This is a genomic window from Pseudoalteromonas sp. S2893 (assembly GCF_005887105.1).
Classification (GTDB): Bacteria; Pseudomonadota; Gammaproteobacteria; order Enterobacterales; family Alteromonadaceae; genus Pseudoalteromonas; species Pseudoalteromonas atlantica.
Genome location: NZ_PNCY01000002.1, coordinates 73746 through 99625 on the forward strand (window position 1 = coordinate 73746; position 25880 = coordinate 99625).

Consider the following 25880-nt stretch of genomic DNA (forward strand, 5'->3'; position numbering starts at 1 on the left):
GTGTATTTAAGCTACTTTGGCTTGAGCGAAAAGCCATTTTCGATCTCGCCCAACCCCCATTATTTATTTTTAAGCGAACGCCACAAAGAGGCACTTGCCCACTTAACCTATGGATTAGGCGAAGATGGCGGGTTTGTATTGCTAACCGGCGAAGTGGGAACAGGCAAAACCACCATTACCCGCAGTATGTTAGAGCAACTGCCAGAGAACACTCAAGTTGCAATGATCCATAATCCGGCGCTGTCGGAGCTTGAGCTTTTGGCCAGTATTTGTGATGAGCTAAACATTACTTACGATGCCCAAAATGCCACCCTTAAAAGTTTAACCGACTTTATTAAGCAGCACTTAGAGGCTAATAACAAAGCGGGCGGGCACACAATTTTAATTATTGATGAAGCGCAGCTCCTTGCCCCCGATGTGCTTGAGCAATTACGACTATTAACTAACATAGAAACTGATCATAAAAAACTGTTACAAATAGTCTTAGTGGGCCAACCAGAGCTTCAGGCATTATTAAAACGTACTGAGCTTAGGCAGTTAGCTCAGCGAATTACAGCACGGTATCATTTATTACCGCTCACCCAAGGGCAAACAGTTGCGTATATAAAGCATCGTTTACATATTGCCGGGTGTGATAAAGGCGTGTTTTCGCTCGATGCGATGCAAGCTGTACATCAGTTAACTGGCGGCATTCCACGCTTAATGAATTTAGTCTGTGAGCGCGCGTTAGTCGGGGCTTTTTCTAAGCAGCAGCTTATTGTTGATAGTGATATTATAAAACAATCAGCCCAAGAATCACTGCCTATGGACTTTGTGGCTGCGCAGAATAATGCACCTAAATCCACTGGCCGTGTTTATTATTACTTAGCATTTGCTGCTTTGTTTGCAGTAGGTGTTGGCATGTCGTTTATTATATAGTTAGGTAATTTATGTCTTATTTATTAGATGCATTAAAGCAATCTCAACAAGCAGATATGAGCGCCGAGCAATATGATTTGCAGTCAGCGCAGTTAAAACAGCAGCAAGCACTTACGCGCTATAAAAAAATGGTGTGGCTACTTGGCGGCGCAATTGCAGCATTTATTGCTATAGCGGGTGGCTTTACAGCAGGTAAGTGGTTTCAAAGCAGCGCACTATTAAACGCAACCCAGACGGTTGATGTTGTTAGCACTGATAGCAAAAAACAAAAACAAGCTGTAACAGATGAGCCAACAACAGCGCAAAATAAAGCCGCAAAGCCTGTAACATCACCGTCTTCAGAGGCTGAAAAAAATAGTAATAAAGCAACGATTGAAGGGCAGTTGGTGTATGTACAAACACCTACTGGGGTACAAAAAATGTTGCTTACCCCACAAGGGCAGTATATCCCTATTAATGATAATCTGGCGCAGCAGCAACCAGGTTACAATGTGCAACCCCCTATAAATGCTAACGGGTATAATCAAAATGCGTTTAATCAGGCGACTTACAATGCACAGCTACCTAATACGCAAAGCTATAATCCACTTGCTTATAATGCACACGGCCAAAACACGCAATTTATGCAGCCACAAACACAAACACAAAATACAAGCTCAGCAGGTTTAGATATGAGCAAGTATAAAGTGCTTGGAAAACCACTGAATGGTGAAAATACCCCAAGCACGCAAGCGCCGCAAAGTAGTCCGGAGCTTGATGCTGTACCGAGTAAATTAAAAGATGCCTTTGCGCAAGCGATAAAAGACTCGGAGCAAGAACAAGATTACGAAGTAACCCAGGCCTCACGCAGTTCATCTCGAGTTAAACCGGTTGAGCTATTACCAGATGGCTTACAAGCCATGCTGCCAAGCATTAAATACCAAGCACATATATACTCTTCAAGTGCAGATAAACGCTGGATAAAGCTTAATGGGAGAGAGCTACACGAAGGGGAGAGCATAGGGGCACTAACAGTGCGCGAAATTACCCCAGAGCAAAGTGTACTTGATTTTGATGGTTATGAATTCAGTATTAAAGCTTTGCAGGATTGGCCGCAATAAAGCGCAGCTAATAAAGTAAAGCCGCAAAACTGCGGCTTTACTTTTTAACTCAAGGTAAAATAGCGTTTTTGTAAAAGCGCTCTAAGTCAATGTTGTAGTCGGTCGGCTTAACGGTTGATTCGAGCTTGTCAGCTGTTTTTTTATTTGCCAAGTTTATATCTTGCATTTCCGTGTAGCGACCGTGTTTAGCACTATAAAATGTTTTAACCACCGGCTTTAAAGGCGTTTCAGGGTTACTCTGTGTAACTAAGCCTACTTTTTGGCTAGATAAGCGCACTAAGGTGCCTACTGGGTGAATGCCAATACATTGGATAAACTTAGTAAGTAGCTCACCATCAAAGCTATCAGGGCAACCATCTTTTAAAATTTTAAACGCTTTTATAGGCTCCATACCGGCTTTATATACCCGCTCTGCCGTAAGTGCATCATATACATCTACAATTGACGCCATACGTACGTATTGGCTTATCTCATCACCTTTTTTGGCAAACGGGTAGCCTTTTCCGTCTAAGCGCTCATGGTGTAGGCCGGCAATATCTACAGCAATTCCCGTTAACCCTGCTTCTTCCAAAATTTGCTTAGAATACAGAGCATGGTTTTGCATAATTTTAAATTCGTCATCACTAAAGCGGCCCGGTTTATTGAGCACTTCGTCAGGAATTTTAATTTTTCCTATGTCATGTAACAAAGCACCTGTAGTGAGCTCTACAATAATGTCGCGCTCTATGCCTAAGTGCTTTGCAAAAATACCCATTAAAATAGAAACGTTGATAGAGTGCTCTAATAAGTAAGCATCTTTTTGGCGCATTTGCGTTAAGCAGGCTAGGGCATCTTGGTTTCTAAAAATAGAGTCCATAAAGCCACTGGCAAGCTCTTTAAAAGGCGCTATGTCTATATCTCTACCCGCTTTAATATCGCCAAAGGCCTTTTGTTGAAGTGTTTTAGCTTCGTCGTAGAGCTTTTTAGCTTTGCCCATTTCTTGTTCGCTACTGTGAACTTTAAGCCAAGGGTCGCGTTTTTTAATCTCTGCCTTAGGCACTGGGGCTTGGGTGTCGGGCTCGGGTGTAGTTAATGTTTTATCTGGATCTATCTCTATTTCTAAAATGCCCGCTTTTTTGAGCTTATCGATACTCGCCTGAGTCTTAACCCAGCCTTGGTTTTTAATTTTAATGCGCCCAGTTTGTTTTGTAACACTTTGAACAAACATGCCAGGCTGTAATTGCGAAATAGAGATAACTTTCAATTTTTTTTACTTCTGTAATGGGTCTTTGTTTAAATTAGCATCATTATACGTTGCAGGGTAAAAAAAAAGGCACTTTTTAAGTGCCTTTTTTTACATTTTTAGTTAATTAGTATTGGATGGGCTATTCGTCATCTTCTACTAGGGTCATCAGTGAAGTATTACCACCAGATGCGGTAGTATCTATACTGATCGTTTTTTCAGTAATTAAGCGCTTAATTAACGTATCGTAATACTCTGAAGTAATTACTGGCAAAATAGCGCCTTTACGCTGTGCAAGTTGTTGGCTGAAGTAACCTAAACGAGATGAACGTGCAGCAACCACCGCACCCGCCAAGTGAGGGTGAGCCAAAATAGCTTGTAGTTGATTAGGTTTTGCAACCTGGAACACGCCCTCAGCAACGCCTGTGGCAATAAACTTATCTTTAAAGGCTACCGCTTCATCGTAAAATAGCTCTGATGCTACGGTAATTACTGTATTACCTGCAGCAAGTGCTGTGATGATTGAAAGCGCCCAAAAGTTAAATGACGTGCTTTTATCTGCATAACATACTACACAACCACGTGCTTCAAGGTGCAAGGTGTTTGATTCACCAGTAGGCCCAGGCAAAGTAGTAAACTTACGCATGTGTTTTTCTAAACGGTTAAGTTGTGCACGCGCTTCTGAAAGCGTTAATGCCAAATCATCCGCTAGGTCATCAATAATTTCGACCGTTGCTACTTTAGCAAGCAGCTGACGAACAGCCGATACACGGTCATTTAGCGGTGTTGCACGCCAAATTTTCTCATCGCGCATTGAGTTAGCCATTAACTTTTCAACTTGCTCGTTTGCACCGCTGTAATGGTGTAAATCAAGCTCATCTGGCGTTAGGTTAGTCATTTGCACGTTATCAGGTGATGCTTTCTCTTTTACTAAACGCTGCAGGTAGTTAGGGCCACCGGCTTTAGGGCCTGTACCAGATAAACCACGGCCACCAAATGGTTGCACACCTACAATGGCACCAATCATGTTGCGGTTTACATATACGTTACCCGCACGCGACATTTTAGCTAGGTACTCACAACGCTCTTCAATACGTGAATGAACACCCATTGTTAAGCCGTAACCTGTGTTGTTAATTTGGTCAATCACGTTGTTGATATCATTCGCTTTAAAGCGAACAATGTGCACACATGGACCAAATACTTCACGTTTAAGTACTGATAAATCTTCGATTTCGTATAAACGAGGGGCAAAAAAGTAGGCGCCATTTTCGGTGTTATCAGGGATCTTACATTCGTAATGAAGTGTTGCATTACCTTTTAAGTATTCAACATGATCATTTAGCGTTTTAAGGGCTTTTTCATCAATTACTGGGCCTACATCGGTAGAAAGTAATGACGGGTCGCCAATATGCAGCTCGGCGAGTGCGCCTTTAAGCATTTCTATAATGCCATCGGCTACATCTTCTTGTATAAATAATACACGCAGTGCTGAACAACGCTGACCTGCACTTTGGAAACCTGAGCTTATTACATCATCAACAACTTGCTCTGGCAGCGCTGTTGAATCGACAATCATACAGTTTTGGCCACCGGTTTCTGCAATTAGCGGTACTTGAATATCGTTACGCGCAGCCAGTGTTTGTGAAATCAGTGTGCCTGTTTCTGTAGAACCGGTAAACATAACAGCCTGAATACGCTCATCAGGTACAATTGTTTTACCTACCTCAGAACCACGGGCAATCACCGGCTGTACTACATGCTCTGGTAAGCCAACCGAAAGCATTAACTCAATAGCGCGAAGTGCAATTAAGCTTGTTTGCTCTGCAGGTTTTGCAATAACAGTATTACCAGTCACAATGGCAGCGGCCACCTGACCTAAGAAAATAGCAAGCGGGAAGTTCCACGGGCTAATACATAAAATTACACCGCGTGCTTCAAAGCGCTCATCGCTTGCAAGTTCTTCTGCACGTGCCGCGTAGTAACGACAAAAATCAACGGCTTCACGTACTTCGTCAATACCATCTTGCGCAATTTTACCGGCTTCTTTAATACAAATAGCGACGAGCTCGTCGTGGTGACGCTCTAGAATATCTGCCACGCGGCGTAATAAATTAGCACGCTCTTTTACAGATGTTTGTGACCATGACTCAAACGCCGCTTCTGCATTGGCCAAAATGTCTTTCATCTCATCGCCAGATTGGAGTTTAACGTGGCCAATGATTTCGTTGTGATTAGCTGGGTTTTTAACCGCTAATGCGCCTTCAGGTACTTGGCTTTGATCAATTAAATGCTCGTTAAACCAGCTTTCAAGGTTTTCTTTGAATGGCGTAATTACATTAATATCGGTTAAGTCCATGCCTTTAGAGTTAGCACGTTCGTCGCCGTATAAGTCGATTGGCATTTTAATTTGCGTATTGTACTTATTACGTAAACCTTGCAGTGTTTCTACTGGATCAGGTAATAGCGACTCAACTGGTTTAGTGGTATCAACAATGGCGTTTACAAACGATGAGTTAGCGCCATTTTCTAGTAAACGACGTACTAAGTAGGCAAGTAGGTCTTCGTGCTGGCCAACGGGTGCATAAACACGGCATTGAATTTTTTCTTCATTTACGATTTGGTCAAATAAAGATTCGCCCATACCGTGTAAACGCTGGAATTCAAATCCGGTGTTATCGCCTTTAGCAACTTCTAAAATAGTGGCTGCAGTGTAAGCGTTGTGTGTTGCAAATTGCGGGTACAGTACATCGCGTGCTTCTAGCATTCTAATAGCACAAGCTTTGTAAGATACATCGGTAGTTGCTTTACGCGTAAATACTGGGTAGTGCTCTAAACCATCTTGTTGCGTGGTTTTAATTTCTGTATCCCAGTAGGCACCTTTTACAAGGCGAACCATCATTTTACGGCCTACACGAGTAGCAAGTTCAGTTACCCATTCAATAACAAAAATAGCGCGCTTTTGGTATGCTTGTACGGCTAAACCAAAACCTTGCCAGTTACCTAAATCTTCATCGCTAAATACCGCTTCTATAACATCTAGAGAAATATCTAAACGGTCAGCTTCTTCTGCATCAACTGTAAAGCCAATGTCGTATTTTTTAGCAGCAAGCGCGAGCTCTTTCAGTTTAGGTACAATTTCGGCCATTACGCGGTCTTTATGCGTGAATTCATAACGTGGATGAATAGCAGAAAGTTTAACTGAAATACCAGGGCTTTTAACTGGGCCACGGCCATTTGCCGCTTTACCAATTGCATGGATTGCGTTCATGTAGCTGTCGAAGTAACGCTTGGCATCTTTCATTGTGCGCGCGCCTTCGCCTAGCATGTCGTATGAGTAAACGTAGCCTTTTTGCTCTTTTTCAGCAGCGCGTTCAATGGCTTCGTCAATGGTGCGACCCATAACGAACTGCTTACCCATAATTTTCATGGCAAAGTTTACAGACTTGCGAATCACAGGCTCGCCTAAACGACCTATGGTCTTTTTAAGCATGCCAAATTGCTGTTCTTTGGTTTTATCTGTGTAGTTAACCATTTTACCGGTTACTAATAATCCCCACGAAGAAGCATTAACGAATAAAGAATCGCTGCTTCCTAAATGAGAACTCCAATCACCTTTAGCAAGCTTGTCACGAATTAACGTATCTTGCGTGGCTTTGTCTGGTACGCGAAGTAGGGCTTCGGCCAAACACATTAACACTACACCTTCCTCACTAGAGAGTGAGAATTCATTTAAAAGTGCGTCTACACCGCTTTGACCGTCTTGATCTTTTCGAATGTTTAAAACAATCTGGCGAGCTCTTTCCCATGCACGGCTTCGTGCTTTAACACCCACTTCTGCAAGTGGTAAAATATGATCAATAACAGCATTTTCATCAATGCGGTAAAAATCACGAATTTTCTGTCTTGTAGGACAGGTTGTTGTCAAATCGCCATTGAATAACATAAGCAACCCTTAGGAATGTTAATATGTAAATAGTAGAACAAAACTTATGTGCTTGGGCTGTTGAGCTAAAGCAACTTTGCTACCAATAAATTACCAGTGATGTAATGCGTGCATTCTAATTAAATTTCAGCAGAATATGCTGGTTAAATTTCACGATTTACGATAATTTACAGGGCATATTTTTAACTTATCCGTATAAAATTCTGTATGACAAGTCCAAATAGATTACGCCTGCTTGATCGTATCGATTTAGCAATATTAGACGTTCTTCAAAAGAACGGCAGAATTTCTAATGTTAACCTAGCAAAACAGGTTAATTTAAGTCCTAGTCCATGCCTTGACCGTGTAAAACGTTTAGAGCAAGAAGGCTATATAGAAGGGTACTTTGCAAAGCTTAGCGAACAAAAGCTGAATCAGAGCTTAGTAGCGCATGTGCAAGTATCGCTGGTGACATCTAACACGGCTGTTTTTAAAGTATTTAAAGAGCATATACTTAAAATTGAGCAAGTTGTAGAGTGCGATATGGTAGCGGGAGGGTACGACTACCTGCTAAAAATTAGGGTCTCGGATATGGATGAGTATCGACAGGTGCTAGGAGACTTAGTCGATATTCCGGGAGTAGGTACTCACCATACTTACATGGTAATAGAAAAAATTAAGCAGGATCCTGGTTTACGTTTGGATATTTAAAAACCAAATGCTTATTGCAATACATTACACACACATTAAAAAAGCACCTAAGGGTGCTTTTTTAATGATTAGCCAGCGGCTATTAAACTTAGTTAACCAAGGTTTAGGTTAATTAAGCCCACCCTTCGTAACGCTTACGGCGCGAAAGTACAACGGTAAGTATAATACCTAAAAACAAACCTATAAAAGCAATAGCGCCACCATAAGTAAGTAGTTGGCGTTTTTCTTTTGCAGTGGCTGCTTGTTTTTGAGCACGCTCTTGCTCAAGCGTTGTTTGCAGCTCAGTAATTTGTTGATTAAGCAGTTTGTTTTGATTAGTTAAGCTTTGATTATGTTCTTGTAACTGAGGTAGCTCAATTTGTGCTTGGCGTAGTTTGTTTTGCACTGTGCTCATTTCGCTACTGAGTGTTTGATACTGCTGATGAAGCCCTGGCGTTTGCGATATAAATTTAGACTCAACCCAACCTTCACGGTCTTTATCATCTTTTATTTTTATAAAGCCGTTTTCTTCTTTTGATAGCACGGTTAATTTAGTACCCGCATCTACAGAGCCAAGTAAGCGGTAGTTTTTACCTGCGCCAGAGCGCATAAAGGTATATAGATTATCGATTATATAAGCTGAATTTGCATCTGATGAATTGGCTGTTTGAGCTTCTTGTGCTTGGCTTATAAACGAGGTGGCTGTTAAAAGTAGCCCTAGTAAACAGTGTTTTAGCATTTATCTACCTTGTTAGTCTATCCGTGTCCGTTGTGGTTGTGATTGAGATTTTCACATAAGTAGTGAGATAGTATGGATTAAACGCGTTAATAGCAAGGTTGATATTGTAACCCAGTGCGGGCGTTGCTCAGCCAAAAAGGTTAAAAAATTTGCAAAATGAGGTGGCTTTGTTTATTTTGAGCACTTATTTATTTTAAAGGTAATCCTCAACCCTAATGGATACTGAGATAGAACTGAAGTTTTTGGTATCAGATGCCGTTGTTCCACTGATCCCCTCGCTAATCACACAATTTGCTAAAACGGTTATTAATAAACCTTCACGTAGTTTGCAAAATGCCTATTACGATACCCCAAGTAGAGAGCTAAGAGCCCTTGATATAGGTTTTAGAACCCGCTGTGCCGACAGTAAATGCGAACAAACAATAAAGCTTGCTGGCGAAGTTGTGGGTGGGCTACACCAACGTCCTGAATACAACTTACCCATTGAATCAAGCCGTCCTGATTTATTAGCATTTAATAATGCTATTTGGCCTCATGGTATGCAAGTAAATGCTATTAGCGATAATTTATATCCTATTTTTAGCACTAACTTTATTCGTCGTACTTGGTTAATAGAAACCCCAAATGGCGCAAAAATTGAAGTCGTGCTAGATAAAGGCGAAATAGCTGCATCAGGTAAGGTTGATATTATTAGCGAGCTAGAAATAGAGCTTGTTGAGGGCAACAGAGACGAGCTATTTGCTTTGGCAGATAAACTTGTTAGCCAAAACTGTATTCGTTTAGGGCTTTATTCAAAAGCAGCTAGAGGCTACCGACTAGCCGATGAAACACCGCTTAAACCAAGTAAGTCTATTGGGTTTGTAAAATTAAAAAAACAAGCAACTCAAGAGCAAGCACTAATAGAGGCCATGAACTTTGGTATTCGTTTTGTGCAAAAGCATGAGCAGTGTTACTTTGACAAACCAAGTTTAAAAACGCTCAAACGTGTGACTGATGGCATTAGCTTAATTAGGCATAATTTTTGGTTGTTTGACGATATTGTAAGTAAAGAGAGTACTGAGCAATTAAGAACAGAGTTAAAGTGGCTGTTAAGTGAATTAGCCTGGGTTGAAAATGCAATTCAGCTAAAAACTTATACATCTAAACGCCATGCATTTTATAAAAAAATAAATGCAGCGCCTGCATTAGCGCAAGTTATTAACGATTTAAAAGAGCTACAGCCAAGCATTGATGATATTAATGCTTTGTTTCAAAGCGCGCGATACAACCGTTTATTGCTGTCGTTAACTACCTGGTTGGTAGATAAACAATGGCGTAAGTTTTGGGGGCAAACTCAGCTACAAGCGGCAGAGCAGCCAGTAGCTAAAATTGCTAAACGTTTATTTAATAAAGATTGGCAAAATTTAGATAAGCTACTTCCTAAAGAGCAAACGCTTACAGCACAAGATTATTTAAGCTTACGCACCCAATTAGAAAACAGCTTATTAAGCGGTAATTGCTTAGGGTCATTGTTTGACAAAGAAGAGCGCTTAGAATTTAGACTGCCGTGGCTGGATATTTCTCATGGTATGTACGAGCTCAGCACGCTGGAATATTTAAAGCAGCTTTGTGGCGGGCAAGAAGACGAGCAGTTGGCTAAAATTCAACAGTGGCTAGATCAAAAGTCAGATTACTTAGTCAGTGCAATGGAGCAAAGCCGTTTAGCGTCTTTTGATATAGAGCCGTACTGGCAGTAATATATTTAAGCAGGTGTGTATGGGCACCTGCTTTAATCTTTTTGTTGAAACTTTCTTAAACCTCCTAAATTAAATAACCTCTTAATTTCTACGTAATAAAAATGGTGCGTTAGTCACTCGTTAACTATGCTTATAGTCATAAACCTGCAGCGGTAAGACTAATATGAAGTGTAGTGTTGTTTTGCTTTTTTTATTCAATAGTATGGGTGTCTATGCTCAAACCTTTACTTTTGGTGTAGTTCCGCAATATGAGCCTCAAAAACTCACTGCAATATGGCAGCCCTTTCTTAATAAAGTAACCGAAAAAACAGGCGTGCAACTAAAGCTTGTTACCGTGGAATCAATCCCAGTTTTTGAGCAAGGGTTTGCAGATGGCGATTACGATTTTGCTTATATGAACCCATGGCATAGTGTGATTGCTTACGATAAGCAAGGCTATTTACCGATAGTGAAAGATGCTGCGCGCCATTTGCAAGGCGTATTAGTGGTCAATAAAAACAGTAATATTGAATCCGTTAAGCAGCTTGAAGGCGCCGAAATTGCTTTTCCTGCGCCTAATGCATTAGGCGCTTCTTTATTAATGCGGGCGGAGCTTGCCCTATTGTATGGCTTAACAATAAAGCCTGTGTATGTACAAACGCACTCATCTGTTTATTTAAATGTGGCACTTAACGCAACGCCTGCCGGCGGCGGGGTAATGGGCACATTAAAGCAACAGCCTCAAAATTTGCAGCAAAAGCTAAAAGTTATTTACAAAACGCGGAAGGTTAGCCGCCACCCCATTGTGGTTCACCCTAGAGTAAATAATCAGGTACAAGCGCAAGTTCAACAAGCAATTATAGAAATAGGGAGCGACCCTAAACAAAAACATTTACTAGCGGGTATTCCTATAATTAACCCAAGTAAAGCAAGCATTGACGATTATAAACAATTAACGCAATGGGGTTTACGCTCGTTTTATGTTGAAAATTAACTGGTGGCGCAGCCTAAGGGTTCAAAGCTTTATTGCGGTAATGGCATTTGGCTTTTTATTAATATGCTTATTTATTTTTTACGCTTTGCCAGAGCAAGCTAGGTGGGTAAACGATGGCCTTTCTAGCGCAGCGCAGCGCTCTTTACAGCAACTATCCACATCAATAAAAACCCCTTTATTAACGCGTCAATACGCACAGCTGTATGAGCAAATAGACGCGCAACTTAATACAAACCCTAATTGGAAAGCAATTAGGGTAGTAGAGCCGACTACAGGTAATCAGTTATATCCATTAGATGAGTGGCAGCTGTTAGCGCAGCAGGGCAATGTTACGTTAAATGAACATATTACTTTTTTAGATAAACCTTTGGCTGAAATAACATTAGTCGTTAATTTTGTAGACGAAATAAACGAAGCGGCCAAGCTACATTACACGTTAATTTATATTCAGTTTTTTATACTTGTGGTGTTTTTTATTGGCTTAGCTTGGTTGGTCGATTATAGAATTACCAGCCCTTTACGGGCGCTCGAAGTCGCCTTTTCTAAACTGGCTAAAGGGAACTTTGATTGCCACGTTAGCGTTCAGCAAAAAAATGAGATTGGCAGCGTCATAAATGCATTTAATAAAATGGCCGGTGAGGTTGCTACTAATCATCAAAAAGTAAACGCGCTGAGAATTCAAGCCGAGTCGGCCAGTAAGGCTAAGTCTGACTTTATGGCGAGTATGAGCCATGAGCTTAGAACGCCGTTAAATGCTATTTTAGGGTTAGCTCAGCTTTATCAATATGACAGTAAAGCAACCGAGGTACACAAAGACAATGCGCAAAGTATTTACCAAGCTGGTGAGCATTTACTTTTACTAATAAACGACGTGCTAGATTTAACTTCTATTGAATCGGGGAATATGCAGTTTAATTTTGAATATGCCCCCGTGAAAGACATGCTACAGCATAGTATTGAAATGGTGAGCGAACTTGCCAGAGTTGAGCTTGTTACTATAAATACTCACAATATTGACTCCCTTGAAGGTATTTACTTATATGTAGATAAGCGCCGTTTTAAACAGGTACTGCTTAATTTACTTTCCAACGCAATAAAATATAACAAAGTGCGAGGTAAAATAGATATACGCTGCGAGATTGCTGATTCAAGCCGCTGTAATATTGATATTGAAGATACAGGGTGCGGTTTTTCAGAAGATGATATTTTAAGGCTTTTTAAACCCTTTGATAGACTAGGGGCAGAGACCAGTAAAACACATGGTACGGGCATAGGTTTAGTTATTACTAAAGAGCTTGTAGAGCGTATGCAAGGGCAGCTACAAGTAAATAGCCAAATAAATAAAGGCGCGTGCTTTACCATTAGCTTTAATAGTTTTAAAGAAAGCGCTTTAACCACTATACAAGCTGATGAACCGATAAATCACCCCAGCAGTGAGCCCGCAGACTCCGCCACAGGTAAACTCCCAGTATTAAATGTGCTGGTGGCAGAAGATCAACTGACTAATCAGCAGGTTTTAAAGCAGCAACTGACCATGCTTGGTGTTAATTCAACGTTTGCAAATAATGGTGAACAGGCCTGGCAAATGCTCCAAGATAAGTCCTTCGATATGCTACTTACCGATATTCAAATGCCGTTGCTAAATGGCCTTGAATTGGCTAAAAAAATCCGAAAAAATACACAATTCAATGAGCTCATAATTATTGCTGTTACGGCCAACATAATGGAAAAAAACATTCAAGATTGTTACAGCGCTGGGATGAACGGTTTTTTAACTAAACCGATAGAGCTTGAAAGCCTAAAAGCACTGTTGATGAAACACTCGCAAGGCATTGTTCCTTCGCATACACAGCCGCTGCAAATCACAGCGCAAGCAAGCTCTATGTACAGTCAATTAGATATGCCTTTATTGTTTTCGATGTTAGGAAAAGATACGCATGTACATTGTTTAGTCTTTCAGGCGTTTTTACAGACCGCTTATGAGCAAGTTAAATTAATTGAAGCATATACACATAGTTTAAATTATGCCGATTTATCTTTTCAGGCGCATGGTTTAAAGTCATCTGCTAAATCGGTTGCAGCGTTAAAGTTAAGTGATACCTGCCAGCAGATAGAAAGCTTAGCCGCGCAAAATAAGGTCGATGAAGCGTTATTATTTGCACTACAAACAGGATTTAATGAAGTGGTTACACAGTTAAAAGTGTACTGTAATAAACATGAGGCATCTTCTTAATGCCTCATGTAATGGCCCTTTTAATTAATATTTAGCGGCCTGCCCTTTAGCGGGTAGGGAGCTTAAAATGAAGTCGCGTAAGTCGTTATTAGAAAGCTTAAGATCTTCATGTCGTAGGTACATCATATGGCCGCTGCGGTACCCTTTAAAGCTTAACCTGTCTTTCATTTTTCCACTTGGGTCAAGCTGCCATAACGTGTATTTAGCATCAAAGTAATTTGTTGCGCCATCGTAGTAACCCGCTTGAATCATGACGTTTAAATACGGGTTTTGCGCCATCGCTAAACGTAAGTTTTCGCCGGTATTATTTTTACTGCGATCCCATGGGTGAACATTGCCAAATAAGTTGTATTTTACATCCGTTTTATAGTTGAGCTCTTCACGCAGGTAATAGTTAATTGCAGGCGTAAATGAGTGCAGCCAAGAGGTAAGCTCAGCCCAGTAATCAGGTGATTCGCCAGCATCGCGTTTATCAATACCTAAATAGCGCGAATCTAGACGTCCCACAGTTTGTCCGCGCTCACGTAAAAGTTCTTTCCAAAAAAATCGAGTGGGAATATCTAAGTTGTTTTGCGCTACAAACTGCTCTGAAAGGCCTGCATATTCGGCCATCTTCTTTATTATTTGGCGTTTTTTATCGGCATCGATAAAGCCACCTTTAGCGAGGGCAGGAATAAGCTCATTAATAGTGAACTGTTCTACTTCGGGTAAAAGTTCATTGAGATCTTTTTCTTGCAAGTTTTTATTCAGTGCTTTGTGATACCACGCAGTTGCAGCAAAATAAGGTAAGCGATTAGCCGCTTTTATAGGACCGTCGCGTTTTATACCAATATCGGTCGGCGATACTAATACCACCCCATTAATGTACATCCATTGACTGTTTTGTAGTTCATGGGCAAGGCCTGATACACGAGTAGTGCCGTAGCTTTCTCCAATTAAAAACTTAGGTGAGCGCCAGCGCTCGTTTCGGTTAACAAAGGTATTTAGCCATTCAGCTAAGTATTTTATGTCGGCATTCACACCAAAAAAGTGCTCTTTTTGTTGCTCTTTCGAAAGCATTTCACCTTTGGCGTTTTCTACTACGCGTGAATAACCTGTATTTACCGGATTTACATAAACAATATCTGCTACATCTAATACTGAGTAGGGGTTATCTTTTACGCCATAAGGCTGAATGGGGTAGCCTTCGTCATCAATTTTTAATACGCGTGGGCCAGTATAGGCTAAGTGCATCCATACAGATGCAGAGCCAGGCCCGCCATTAAACGATATCAGTAATGGGCGAGCTGCGGTGTTATCGACTTTATCTCGTGTGTAATAGGTATATTGTAATGTGGCAATGGTATCGCCATTATCATTCCACACCGGCTGAGTGCCTGTTTTAACTGTGTAGCTAAAGCGTTCACCATTAATTTTAGCTTTATGCTTAGTGACTACGTGGCTATCAATGTCTATTTTTCGTTGGTTTTCTGCTGTTGCAGTACTGCTAAGCAATACGATGGCAAGCGCTAAGGTGTAACGAGTTAATTTGACAAGCTTCATTGTCGTTCCTTATTTTTGTTTAGGTGCTATTTAAAATAAAAAACACACAAATAACAAAAGTATTGAGATTAATGGTCGATAATACTGGTTAAGCCTAAGCTTATACACGCCGACATTGTTTATTTAGGGATAATTTATCTTAGCGTGTTTAGCTTAGCCAAAAAATCAAGTATATTTGGTCGACTTTGTATTTAAATTAAATACACGCCTTGCGCTTAGATTAATGGACTTAGCCTACTTACTGGCTTCATAAACAGAACTTTATTGGATGTTTTTCATAACTTGTCGCTTTAGTGCAAGTTTAAGTACGTAAAATAACAAGATTAAAGAGAAGTTTATGCAAAGAGTATTAGTGGTTGAAGACAGTAAAGTAGTGCAGCAGGTGCTACGCCACTTATCGGCTCAATATTTAGATGTCGCTGTCGATTTTGCCTGGTCATTAAATGAATGCCAAGACTATATTGAGAAACATAAATACTCGCTGGCTTTAGTTGATTTAACTTTGCCCGATGCACCTAATGGCGAGGTCGCTAAATTCACACTTTCACACGCCATTCCTACTGTGGTACTTACCTCAAAAATTGATGAATATAAGCGCCAACAAATGCTAGAGCTTGGTGTTATTGATTACGTAATAAAAGACAATCGCGATTCATACCATTACGCTATCAAGTTAGTAGCTCAGCTTCTGAGAAATCAAGGCTGTAAGGCGTTGGTTGCTGATGATTCAATGCTAAGCCGCTCCTTAATGAAACAAATGTTAGAAAAGCAATTATTTGATGTAACCGATGCGCAAGATGGTCAGCAAGCACTCGAAATAATAAAAAGTAACCCTAATATAAAATTGCTCATGACCGATTATGCGATGCCATTAATGGATGGCTTTGAACTGGTTAAAGCGGTGCGTAATTTTAGAGGGCGCGATGATTTGGCCATTATCGGGCTTTCGGGGGCAGGTAAACATGGGTTATCGGCTCGGTTTATTAAATACGGTGCCAACGACTTTTTAACAAAGCCATTTATGAATGAAGAGTTTCACTGTCGTGTTATGCAAACAATGGAGCAGTTGTCACTGATTGCGGATATTAAAGAAAGTGCATACAGAGACTATTTAACGGGTATGTATAACCGCCGTTATTTTTACCAATATGCAGAGCAACTATTAAAAAAACAACAGCAAAACACGCTTGCATTACTCGATATAGATTTCTTTAAAAATATTAATGACACCTTAGGCCACGAAGCGGGCGATCAGGCACTAAAGCAGGTAGCCACGTTAATTAAAACTACGTTTTCTAAGTTTACCGTTGCGCGGGTGGGCGGCGAAGAGTTTGCCATTATATTAGATGATATAGATACGGCGCGTGGGCGAGAGTACTTAGAAGGCTTTAGAAAAAAACTCGCTAAACATGAATTTTTAATCGATGAAAAACCGTTTTCTATCACCATCAGTATTGGTGTTGCTGATTTTCAAAACACTGATTTAACTCAGGCCATGCGCATCGCTGATGCTGCCCTTTACGAAGCCAAAAACAATGGCCGAAACTGTGTTGTGTAAATATAAAAAATAACACTAATTACAAGCTAGTAGGGCATCACTTTTGATGATGCACCAATGTAGCTAAGTTGTTAAAAAAGCGCACCTTGATGGTGCGTTTTTTTTGTTTTAAATTTACTACTCATGCTTATCTTATTGATATTAAGTGTTTTTTAATAGTGGCACAAAGGTTGGATTATGTAAGCCAACAGGATAACAATAAAGCGTCCGAGGGGGCCACTATGAAAATGATTAGTGCAATCATAAAACCATTTAAATTAGATGATGTGCGTGAAGCGCTCGCTGATTTAGGTATTGAAGGGATGACCGTAGTTGATGTTAAAGGTTTTGGACGTCAACGAGGCCATACAGAGCTGTATCGTGGAGCAGAGTATCAGGTAGATTTTATTCCAAAGATCAAACTTGAAATTGCTACTCGTACTGAAAATTGCCAACGCGTAGTTGAAGCAATTACCAAAATTGCATCAACAGGCAAAATTGGTGACGGTAAAATTTTCGTGTACGACTTAGATCAAATTGTGCGTATTCGTACGGGCGAACTTGATGAAGAAGCAATTTAAGGGGGCTGATTAATGGAAAACACAATTGTAGAACTCAAATTTTCACTCGACACCTTTTATTTTCTGGTGTCGGGTATATTAGTAATGTGGATGGCAGCAGGTTTTGCCATGTTAGAAGCGGGTTTAGTTCGCTCTAAAAACACCACTGAAATTTTAACTAAAAACGTGGCGCTGTATTCTATCGCATGTACCATGTTTTTATTAGTTGGCTACAACATTATGTATGTAGACAACGCTGAAGGCGGTATTATCCCTTCAATTGGCGCATTAATTGGCACGCAAGCGGCCGATGCTGACCACTCTTTAGAATCTGACTTTTTCTTCCAAGTAGTATTTGTTGCAACGGCTATGTCGATTGTATCGGGTGCTGTGGCTGAACGTATGAAGTTATTTGCTTTCTTAGCATTCGCAGTTGTTTTAACTGGCTTTATTTATCCAATGGAAGGTTACTGGACATGGGGCGGCGGTTTCTTATCAGAAATGGGCTTTGTTGATTTTGCAGGCTCTGCCATTGTTCACGGTGCTGGTGCTGCAGCTGCTTTAGCAGGTGTTATTTTACTTGGCGCTCGTAAAGGTAAATACGGTAAAAACGGTGAAATTTACCCAATTCCAGGTTCTAACCTACCACTTGCTACATTAGGTACGTTTATTTTATGGATGGGTTGGTTTGGTTTTAACGGTGGTTCGCAATTACTTCTTTCAGATAAAGAAAATGCAACAGCTGTAGGTCAAATTTTACTTAACACCAATGCCGCAGCGGCAATGGGTGCAATTGCTGCACTGTTTGTATGTAAAGTGTTGTGGGGTAAAGCTGATTTAACTATGGTATTAAACGGCGCATTAGCAGGTTTAGTTGTTATTACAGCAGACCCACTTTCACCATCTCCATTAATGGCGTGTTTACTAGGTATTTTAGGTGGCTCACTGGTTGTATTTAGCATTGTAGCTCTAGATAAAGCGAAGATTGATGACCCAGTAGGTGCTATCTCTGTTCACGGTGTATGTGGCGCGTTAGGTATTATGTTAGTGCCTGTATCTAACGGCGATGCAAACTTTGTAACACAGCTTATTGGTTTAGTGACTATTTTAGCCTTTGTTTTTGTAGCTTCATTTATTGTGTGGGCTATTTTAAAGCAAACTATGGGTATTCGCGTAACCGAAGAAGAAGAGCTAAGCGGTATGGACCAACACGATTGCGGTGTTGATGCTTATCCTGAGTTTGTATCTGTTCGCAGTAACTAATATTAAATAGATTAATCATTGTGTTCACAAAGCCCTACCTTGGTAGGGCTTTTTTCGTTTCAGGGAAGGTTAACTTTTCAGGTGTTAGGCTATACCCAATATGCTAAGCTCACACTCGTGAATAAACCTTGGAATAAATTACACTTAAATGGCTGACAACAAAAAAACACCCAGTAGTAAAACCACTCCTAAGCGTGCACCTAAAGCAACCAGCTCGCCACGTAAAGCTAAATCAAAAACGACTAAAAAAACGTCAAACACTGTTGTTAAACGCACATTTATGCGAAAAACATGGTCTGTTTTTTGGAAATTGAGCTTAGCTGTTTTTATTGCTATGGCCATGTATCTTATTTATTTAGATTCAAAAACAACACGTATATTTGAAGGTAATAAATGGCAGTTACCTGCCCAAGTATACGCACGCTCAATGGAGTTTTACCCAGGGCAGTTTTTATCTAGTCAAGAGGTTGTGTGGGAGCTTGAGCGCCTAAATTATTCATCAGTTAATAGGCTAAGCCGCACGGGGCAGTTTGTAAAAACAGCCGATAGCATAAAAATTTACCGACGCGACTTTGAGTTTTATGATGGCCTTGAAGAATCGCACATTATTGAGCTGCGTTTTGCCGGGCAAAAGGTAGCAACCATTAAAGATAAATTTGGCAGGCGCCTAAACAGCGCTCGCCTAGAGCCTGTGCAAATAGCTCGAATTGGAAATGATTCAAAGCAAGATAGAGAGTTTGTACCGCTTGATAAGTTTCCGCCTATGTTGAAAGACACGTTATTAGTGGTAGAAGATCGGGATTTTTATCAGCACCATGGTGTGTCGGTATTTTCTATTTTGCGCGCGCTTTATTCAAACATTAAAGCAGGGCGTACCGTGCAAGGTGGCAGCACCTTAACGCAGCAGCTTGCAAAAAATATATACCTAACGCGTGAGCGTTCTTTAGTGCGTAAAATAAATGAGGCATTTATTGCGCTTATTCTAGATTACCGTTATTCAAAAGATCAGATTTTAGAAGCCTATTTGAATGAAGTTTACCTAGGTCAGTCTTACAACCAAGGCGTGCATGGCATGGGCTTGGCCTCTGAGTTTTATTTTTCAAAGCCTGTTGATGAGCTGGAATATGACCAAATAGCGCTGTTGGTGGCGATGGTCAAAGGGCCTTCGTATTACAATCCTCGACGCTATAAAGAGCGCACTATGGAGCGTCGCGACCTAGTACTGCGCTTAATGGTTGAAAACAAGCTACTAACTACAAAAGAATACCGTGCATCACTTAAACGCCCAATTGATATAGCGCCTATGAAAGCAAGTTTACAAAAGTCATACCCTGGCTTTTTAGAACTTGTAAACCGTGAGCTTAAGCAGTTATTACCTGATCAAAAAACACTAGATGCCGGCGTGCGTGTATTTACTTACTTTGATTTGCAAAAACAAACGGCGATGGAAGAGTCCATTCAAAAAAGTTTACCGTATTTAGAAAAACGCCCTAACACCGACAAACTCGAAGCAGCCATGATCTCAGTTAATGTAGAAAAAGGCGGTGTGTCGGCATTAGTGTCGGGGCGCGATGTTCGCTACTCAGGTTTCAACCGAGTGCTCGATACAAAACGAAATATTGGCTCTTTAGTTAAACCCGCGGTGTACTTAACAGCCCTGCAGTTACCACATTATAACTTAGCCACATTACTTGATGACTCCCCTGTGCAGGTAACAAATGAGCAAGGTAAAGTGTGGCAACCTGAGAACTTTGATCACCAATACCGAGGTGCATTACCACTTTATAAAGCCTTTAGTAACAGTATTAATATTCCTGCGGTAAATTTAGGCCTAGATGTAGGTGTTGATAAAGTAGCAAATACGCTCAAAGGATTAGGCGCAAAAGGTAATATAGATGAATACCCCTCGCTGTTACTTGGTGCTGTAGAAATGTCGAGCTTTGAGGTTGCCCAGCTTTATACCACTATCGCAGCAGATGGCGAGTATAGAGAGCTTACCTCTGTATCTGCGCTAACAGACTCGGTAGGTAACGTTTTGTATAAGCATAAAGTTAAGTCTGAGCCGCGCTTTGCAAAAGACGCTGTATATATGACTAAATATGCCATGAAGCGAGTAACAAAGGACGGCACCGCTAAGCGTCTAAACTTACACTTTCCATCAATTCAGCTTGCCGGGAAAACAGGCACTAGTAATGATTTACGTGATAGCTGGTTTGCAGGGTTTGATCAAAACACAGTGACCGTTGCATGGCTTGGTAGAGACGATAATAGAAGCACCGGTTTAACAGGGAGTGTGGGCGCCTTAGAAGCTTATATTCGTTACTTAAAACCGCTCAACCCTGAAGCAATAGCAGATACACGCCCGCCATCAATAAGATGGGCTTTCGTCAATGAAAGAACGGGTTTACAAGCACCGCCCGGATGTGGAAAAGTCATTCAGTTACCACTAAGAGCCAGTGAGTTTGAACCTAGACCGCAGTGTATACGCTAATAAAATAAAACCTTAATAATAAAACCGCTAACTCAGCGGTTTTATTATATTTAGCTTAGCTATTAAGATTTAAAAAACTGCATTGATTTAGTTAAGTCATCAGAGAGCTGACTAAGTTGCTGTGCGTCTTGCAGTGTAGATTGCGCAGAGAGAAGAGTTTGATTTGCTAAGTTACTTACTTCTTGCGAATCAGTTAATGCTTGAGTGGTTGCGTTAGATTGCTCTTTAACCCGCAGTGCTATCTCTTCGCCTTGGTGTTTTATATCGCCCATGCTTTGCTCTGCACTTTGTAAAATATCGTTTGTTTCGGTGGCGGCGTTTACCGATTGTTCCATCTTCTGGACACTTGAGCGCATTTTTTGTTGTGTATCGTCAGAAGCTTGCTGGAGTGAGCTAATAATTTGGTGAATTTCTTGGGTTTGAGTTTGTGTACGCTGTGCAAGGGTTCTTACTTCATCAGCTACCACGGCAAAACCACGGCCATGTTCACCGGCTCGTGCTGCCTCAATGGCGGCATTAAGTGCAAGTAAGTTAGTTTGATCGGCTATTTCGCTAATACCTTTACTTACTTTACTAATTTCTTGGCTATCTTGAGCTAGTCTATCTAAGGCTTGTTGGCTTTCGGTAAATTCAACTTGAAGGTCTTGCATGTATTTGGCTAGTTCCATGGTGTTGTTAGAGCCTTGCTTTACATGCTGCGCGGCATCTTGTGCTGTTAACATCGCTTGATTAGCAGACTCTTCTACACTCACTGCACTTTGCTCCATATTACTTAGTGCATCATGAATAGCGTTTACCCGTATTTGCTGTTTTTCAACATCAAGGCTTGTTTGGCTACTTGCTTGAAAGAGTGATTCCGTGGAGCTACTAAGTGCTGATGCACTTGCTTTTACGTCGTGTAATAAGTGAGAAATAGCCCTTAGTAATACATTATAGCGAGTTGCAATAATATCCATCTCGTCATTGGTACTAGAACTAATTGTTGCATTTAAATCGCCATTTGCTGCGCTTTGCGCAGCTTCGGCAAAGCGATTAATGGTATCAACTACCGCAAAATAAAAACCAACCATTAAGTAAAATGCAATCAATAAACTAATTAATGATGCAGCTAATACAGTGTTTCTTGTCAAGCGTTGCGTGTTCAGTTTTTCATTTATTAGCGATTCAAGGGTAGGGATGCTTTTATCAATTAGTTGGCTAATACGACTAAGCACTTGGCTAGTGAGCCCTGCAAATTCGTTTTGTGTAAGCTGTATATCATCTGGTTCAAGCAGCTTTTTATCAATGGCTGTTTTAAAAGCGGCTATGGCGTTATGTAAATTAGTGAGAGAGGGCGTCAGTGCTTTATTTACAGATGCATCGGCCGTGGTGGCAATTGTAAGTATTTTATCGAGTTGCTGCTGGTACAAAGGTAGCGACTTACTTAAGTTTGAAAGCGCAATAAAAGTCTCTGGTGTAAAACGCTGATTAGTAAGAACAGTATTAGCGCTTTGCGCTGTCGCATTTATCTGCATGATAAGCGCAGGTATAGGCGTAACTAATGCGCGATTAACATAAGCACTCGCAAGTTGGTTATCTAAGGCCAAATTAGACTGTATTGAAACCAGCTCAAGTACGTCATTCATTTGCTCATCTTTTACATTAAAACCACGTGCTTTAGCTACTTTTACATTTTTATAGGTTTCACCCTGCATTTGATTTGCAAGAATGTCTCTGTAGCTCAGTAAACCTTGTTTTTGCATTTGAGAGACGCTTATACTCTCGCTTAATAAAGAGACTAAAAAAAACAAACTAAGCGCAAGGGGTAATAATAAAATACCAAAAACTAAACCAATTTTAGTTTTATATTTTAAGTTGCCCATTAATGATATAGCAGGTGCTGCTAAGTGCCTTAAGCTCGTCATACGTTTCTCTTGTGGGGTAAAAGTGAGTCTAAAAAGTGAGACCGTATAAAGGCTAAAAACCATTCAATTATCAATACGCACAAATAAAAAAAGCCCGTAAGGGCTTTTTTTAACTACAGAGTTAATAACGCACATTATTAACACATGTATTGGATGCTTATAGCTTAGCGAAGGCGCGCTCAGCAGCTTCTATAGTCGCTTGTACTTCTTGCTCTGTGTGCGCAGCACACACAAAGCCTGCTTCAAATGCAGAAGGTGCTAGGTAAACGCCTTCTTCAAGCATTAGGTGAAAAAAGCGTTTAAAACGTTCTAAATCACATTCTGTAGCTTGTTTATAAGTGGTTACTTTTTCAGCTTTAGTGAAGAAAAAGCCATACATACCGCCAGCGTAGTTAGTGGTTAAAGGAATGCCTGCTTTTTTAGCGCCTGCTTCAAAGCCATCACAAATAGCTTTAGAAATAGCTTCTAACTTATCGTGCAAACCTGGCTCACTTAATAGCTCCAGCGATTTTAAACCCGCAGCCATTGCAATAGGGTTACCAGAAAGAGTACCGGCTTGGTAAACCGGACCTACTGGCGCAATGTAATCCATAATTTCGGTTTTTCCGCCAAAGGCACCAACAGGCATGCCGCCGCCAATGACTTTACCTAAACATGTTAAGTCAGGTTTTATGTTGTAATACGCCTGAGCGCCACCTAATGCAACACGAAATCCGGTCATTACTTCGTCAAAAATAAGCACCGATTTGTACTCATCACATACTGCACGCAAGCCTTCTAAAAAGCCTTCTACAGGAGGAATACAGTTCATGTTACCCGCTACTGGCTCAACGATGATACAGGCAATATCGTCTGCGTATTTTTCAAATACAGCTTTTACTTCATCAAGGTTATTAAACGATACAGTAAGCGTGTGTTTTGCAAAATCCTCAGGGATACCAGGTGAATTTGGCACACCCATGGTTAATGCGCCAGAGCCTGCTTTTACTAATAATGAGTCGGCATGGCCGTGGTAACAACCTTCAAACTTAAGGATTTTATCACGCCCTGTATAGCCACGTGCTAAGCGAATGGCGCTCATTGTGGCTTCGGTACCAGAGCTTACCATACGTACTTTTTCGATTGAGGGAACAAGCGCTTTTACTTTTTCGGCCATTAAAATTTCGGCTTCAGTGGGCGCCCCATAACTTAAACCGTTTTCTACCGCTTCGTGAACAGCTTGCTTTATAGCTGGGTGGTTATGGCCCATGATCATCGGACCCCACGAACCTACGTAATCAATATAACGGTTGCCATCGGCATCAAAGGTAAAGGCACCCTCGGCTTTGGTAATAAATAGTGGCGTGCCACCAACACCGTTAAATGCACGTACAGGTGAATTTACGCCACCAGGAATTGAAGTTTGTGCACGATTAAATAAATCTTGGCTAATTGTCATGAAAAATCCTATTAGTTGTCGCTTGGTAAAAGTGTTTAGCTGTCGCGTTTGCGGCTAAACCAAGGTACGTCTACTTCATGTTGCTCGACTTTGTTTTCTACGCCGAGGGTTAAAGCAAACAGTGCCATACGAATTAATACGCCATTTTGTACTTGGCGGAATATAGCTAAATTGTCGTTACTGTTTAAGTCGTTATCAAGCTCATTAGCTTCTAAACGGCTATCGCGTGGCAGCGGGTGCATAAGCACGGAGTTTGGCTTACAGTGCGCGTTATAAATTGATTGGCTAATTCTAAAGCCGCCACGGTATTTATTGGCTTCTTCTTGTGAAGGGAAGCGCTCTTCTTGAATACGTGTTTGGTACACAATATCGGCTGCTAAGTTCCCTTCCATTTTGTTTACTAATTGTATTTTATGGCCTGCATTTTCTACCGCATCTAAAATACTCGTTGGCATTTGCAGGCCATCGGGCGCCACCATCGAAAATTTTACGTTTTTGTAATGGCACAATAATTTAGATAATGAATGTACTGTGCGGCCATATTTTAAATCGCCAACTAAGGCGATATGCATGCCATCAATGTTTTGATCAAATCGGTTGAGTTCACGTTCAATAGTAAGCAAGTCAAGTAGAGCTTGAGTAGGGTGCTCGTTTGGGCCATCGCCACCGTTAATTACCGGTACGGTACAACCGTCTGCAAATTCGCTTACCGAGCCTGCATCAGGGTGGCGCATAGCGACAGCATCAGCGTAAGCCGAAATAACACGCGCAGTGTCGTAAAGCGATTCGCCTTTAGCAAGTGCTGAGCTTTGCATGCCGGTTGTTTCGCGCACGCCACCGCCTAGTAAATTAAAGGCAGTACCAAAGCTTACACGCGTACGCGTGCTTGGTTCAAAAAACAAATTAGCTAAAATAGCGCCTTCTAGCACTGTTGTTTGCTTTTGTTTTTTAGCATAAGGCTCCATTTTTTTCGCTACTGCAAAAATACGCTCAATGCAGTCTCTGTCGAGTTGATTTACCGACAGTATATGTTCACCTTGGAAACTTAACATGGGGTTATTCCTAATCAATCAAAGGGGCGCGATAATCCATAAAAATGGGGCACGCAATCGCGCGTGTTATAGCAAGTATTGTAAATTGCAGCGCAGTTTAACATGCGCTACACAGCTTATAAATTAGGTTTTATTACCGCAAGCGCAACAATAATTAGCAGTGCAATAACTGGGAGCTCATTAAAAATACGATAAAAACGGTCCGTTTTGGTATTTCTGTCGTGTTTAAAGTCGCTCAGTAATTTAAAGCAGTAGCCGTGGTATAGATATAAAATAATGACCAGAACCAGTTTGTAGTGCAGCCACATGCTGTATCTAAACCACTCACGGCCATACTCTACAATAGTCAATACACCAAAAACGGCCGTTAAAATAGCAAACGGGGTAACAAAAAAGAGTAGCCGACGCTCCATTACTTTAAGCATTGAGTTACAGGCTTTTTCTTCGCTCATTGCGTGGTATACAAATAACCGAGGTAAATAAAAAATACCGGCAAACCAAGCAATCATAAAAAAAATGTGCAGTGTTTTATAAATTAGTAAAGCGCTCATAAGAAT

The 25880-nt window shown here is 40.9% G+C and carries 18 protein-coding genes; 10 read left to right on the forward strand and 8 right to left on the reverse strand.

Annotation, left to right across the window (positions count from 1 at the left end):
- Both CWC04_RS01135 and CWC04_RS01140 read left to right on the forward strand, forming a co-directional pair.
- The gene (locus CWC04_RS01135; protein ID WP_138684406.1) at positions 1-918 is read left to right on the forward strand and encodes an ExeA family protein; all 918 of its coding nucleotides are present in this window, start codon (positions 1-3) and stop codon (positions 916-918) included.
- 11 nt (positions 919-929) lie between these two features.
- Positions 930-2018, forward strand: a complete 1089-nt coding sequence (locus CWC04_RS01140; RefSeq protein WP_138684407.1) for a general secretion pathway protein GspB — start codon at positions 930-932, stop codon at positions 2016-2018.
- A gap of 49 nt (positions 2019-2067) precedes the next feature.
- On the opposite strand, the gene CWC04_RS01145 is transcribed toward CWC04_RS01140, so the two are convergent.
- Together CWC04_RS01145 and putA are read right to left on the reverse strand one after the other, a co-directional pair.
- Entirely contained in the window at positions 2068-3261 is a 1194-nt protein-coding gene (locus CWC04_RS01145) for a cyclic di-GMP phosphodiesterase (protein WP_138684408.1), read from the reverse strand.
- A gap of 121 nt (positions 3262-3382) precedes the next feature.
- Entirely contained in the window at positions 3383-7186 is a 3804-nt protein-coding gene (putA, locus tag CWC04_RS01150; RefSeq protein ID WP_138684409.1) for a bifunctional proline dehydrogenase/L-glutamate gamma-semialdehyde dehydrogenase PutA, read from the reverse strand.
- A 207-nt stretch (positions 7187-7393) separates the two neighbouring features.
- Between putA and CWC04_RS01155 the strand changes: the two genes are divergently transcribed.
- Positions 7394-7876: a winged helix-turn-helix transcriptional regulator gene (locus CWC04_RS01155; protein WP_055252943.1), complete on the forward strand. Its 483-nt coding sequence runs from the start codon at positions 7394-7396 to the stop codon at positions 7874-7876.
- Positions 7877-7988: 112 nt separating this feature from the next.
- On the opposite strand, the gene CWC04_RS01160 is transcribed toward CWC04_RS01155, so the two are convergent.
- The gene (locus CWC04_RS01160; protein ID WP_054983196.1) at positions 7989-8594 is read right to left on the reverse strand and encodes a TIGR04211 family SH3 domain-containing protein; all 606 of its coding nucleotides are present in this window, start codon (positions 8592-8594) and stop codon (positions 7989-7991) included.
- A 215-nt stretch (positions 8595-8809) separates the two neighbouring features.
- Here CWC04_RS01160 and CWC04_RS01165 point away from each other — a divergent pair, with 215 nt between their 5' ends.
- From CWC04_RS01165 to CWC04_RS01175, 3 genes are all read left to right on the forward strand, one after another.
- Entirely contained in the window at positions 8810-10330 is a 1521-nt protein-coding gene (locus CWC04_RS01165) for a CYTH and CHAD domain-containing protein (protein WP_138684410.1), read from the forward strand.
- 202 nt (positions 10331-10532) lie between these two features.
- Positions 10533-11303, forward strand: a complete 771-nt coding sequence (locus tag CWC04_RS01170) for a phosphate/phosphite/phosphonate ABC transporter substrate-binding protein (RefSeq protein WP_249326011.1) — start codon at positions 10533-10535, stop codon at positions 11301-11303.
- Entirely contained in the window at positions 11290-13536 is a 2247-nt protein-coding gene (locus CWC04_RS01175; RefSeq protein ID WP_138684412.1) for an ATP-binding protein, read from the forward strand. The genes CWC04_RS01170 and CWC04_RS01175 overlap by 14 nt, the downstream gene beginning before the upstream one ends.
- A 24-nt stretch (positions 13537-13560) precedes the next feature.
- Here CWC04_RS01175 and CWC04_RS01180 read toward each other — a convergent pair whose 3' ends face one another.
- Entirely contained in the window at positions 13561-15078 is a 1518-nt protein-coding gene (locus tag CWC04_RS01180) for a S10 family peptidase (protein ID WP_138684413.1), read from the reverse strand.
- Between the two features lie 337 nt (positions 15079-15415).
- Here CWC04_RS01180 and CWC04_RS01185 point away from each other — a divergent pair, with 337 nt between their 5' ends.
- The 4 genes from CWC04_RS01185 (at position 15416) to mrcB (ending at position 20929) form a co-directional block, all read left to right on the forward strand.
- The gene (locus CWC04_RS01185) at positions 15416-16636 is read left to right on the forward strand and encodes a GGDEF domain-containing response regulator (protein ID WP_138684414.1); all 1221 of its coding nucleotides are present in this window, start codon (positions 15416-15418) and stop codon (positions 16634-16636) included.
- Between the two features lie 221 nt (positions 16637-16857).
- Positions 16858-17196, forward strand: a complete 339-nt coding sequence (locus tag CWC04_RS01190; RefSeq protein ID WP_004587162.1) for a P-II family nitrogen regulator — start codon at positions 16858-16860, stop codon at positions 17194-17196.
- Positions 17197-17208: 12 nt separating this feature from the next.
- A complete protein-coding gene (locus tag CWC04_RS01195; RefSeq protein ID WP_004587161.1) occupies positions 17209-18438 on the forward strand; it encodes an ammonium transporter AmtB in 1230 nt (409 codons plus the stop codon).
- Positions 18439-18586: 148 nt separating this feature from the next.
- Positions 18587-20929 (forward strand): penicillin-binding protein 1B, encoded by a 2343-nt coding sequence (gene mrcB, locus CWC04_RS01200; protein ID WP_004587160.1) that lies wholly within the window; start codon positions 18587-18589, stop codon positions 20927-20929.
- 62 nt (positions 20930-20991) lie between these two features.
- Here the strand turns inward: mrcB and CWC04_RS01205 are convergent, their stop codons facing one another.
- The 4 genes from CWC04_RS01205 to CWC04_RS01220 form a co-directional block, all read right to left on the reverse strand.
- Positions 20992-22833, reverse strand: coding sequence for a methyl-accepting chemotaxis protein (locus tag CWC04_RS01205; RefSeq protein ID WP_138684415.1), 1842 nt, complete (start codon positions 22831-22833; stop codon positions 20992-20994).
- Positions 22834-22990: 157 nt separating this feature from the next.
- The gene (gene hemL / locus CWC04_RS01210) at positions 22991-24271 is read right to left on the reverse strand and encodes a glutamate-1-semialdehyde 2,1-aminomutase (RefSeq protein WP_138684416.1); all 1281 of its coding nucleotides are present in this window, start codon (positions 24269-24271) and stop codon (positions 22991-22993) included.
- A 35-nt stretch (positions 24272-24306) separates the two neighbouring features.
- A complete protein-coding gene (locus tag CWC04_RS01215) occupies positions 24307-25323 on the reverse strand; it encodes an aspartate carbamoyltransferase (RefSeq protein ID WP_138684417.1) in 1017 nt (338 codons plus the stop codon).
- 116 nt (positions 25324-25439) lie between these two features.
- A complete protein-coding gene (locus tag CWC04_RS01220; protein ID WP_024034304.1) occupies positions 25440-25874 on the reverse strand; it encodes a CopD family protein in 435 nt (144 codons plus the stop codon).
- Between the last annotated feature and the right edge of the window lie 6 nt (positions 25875-25880).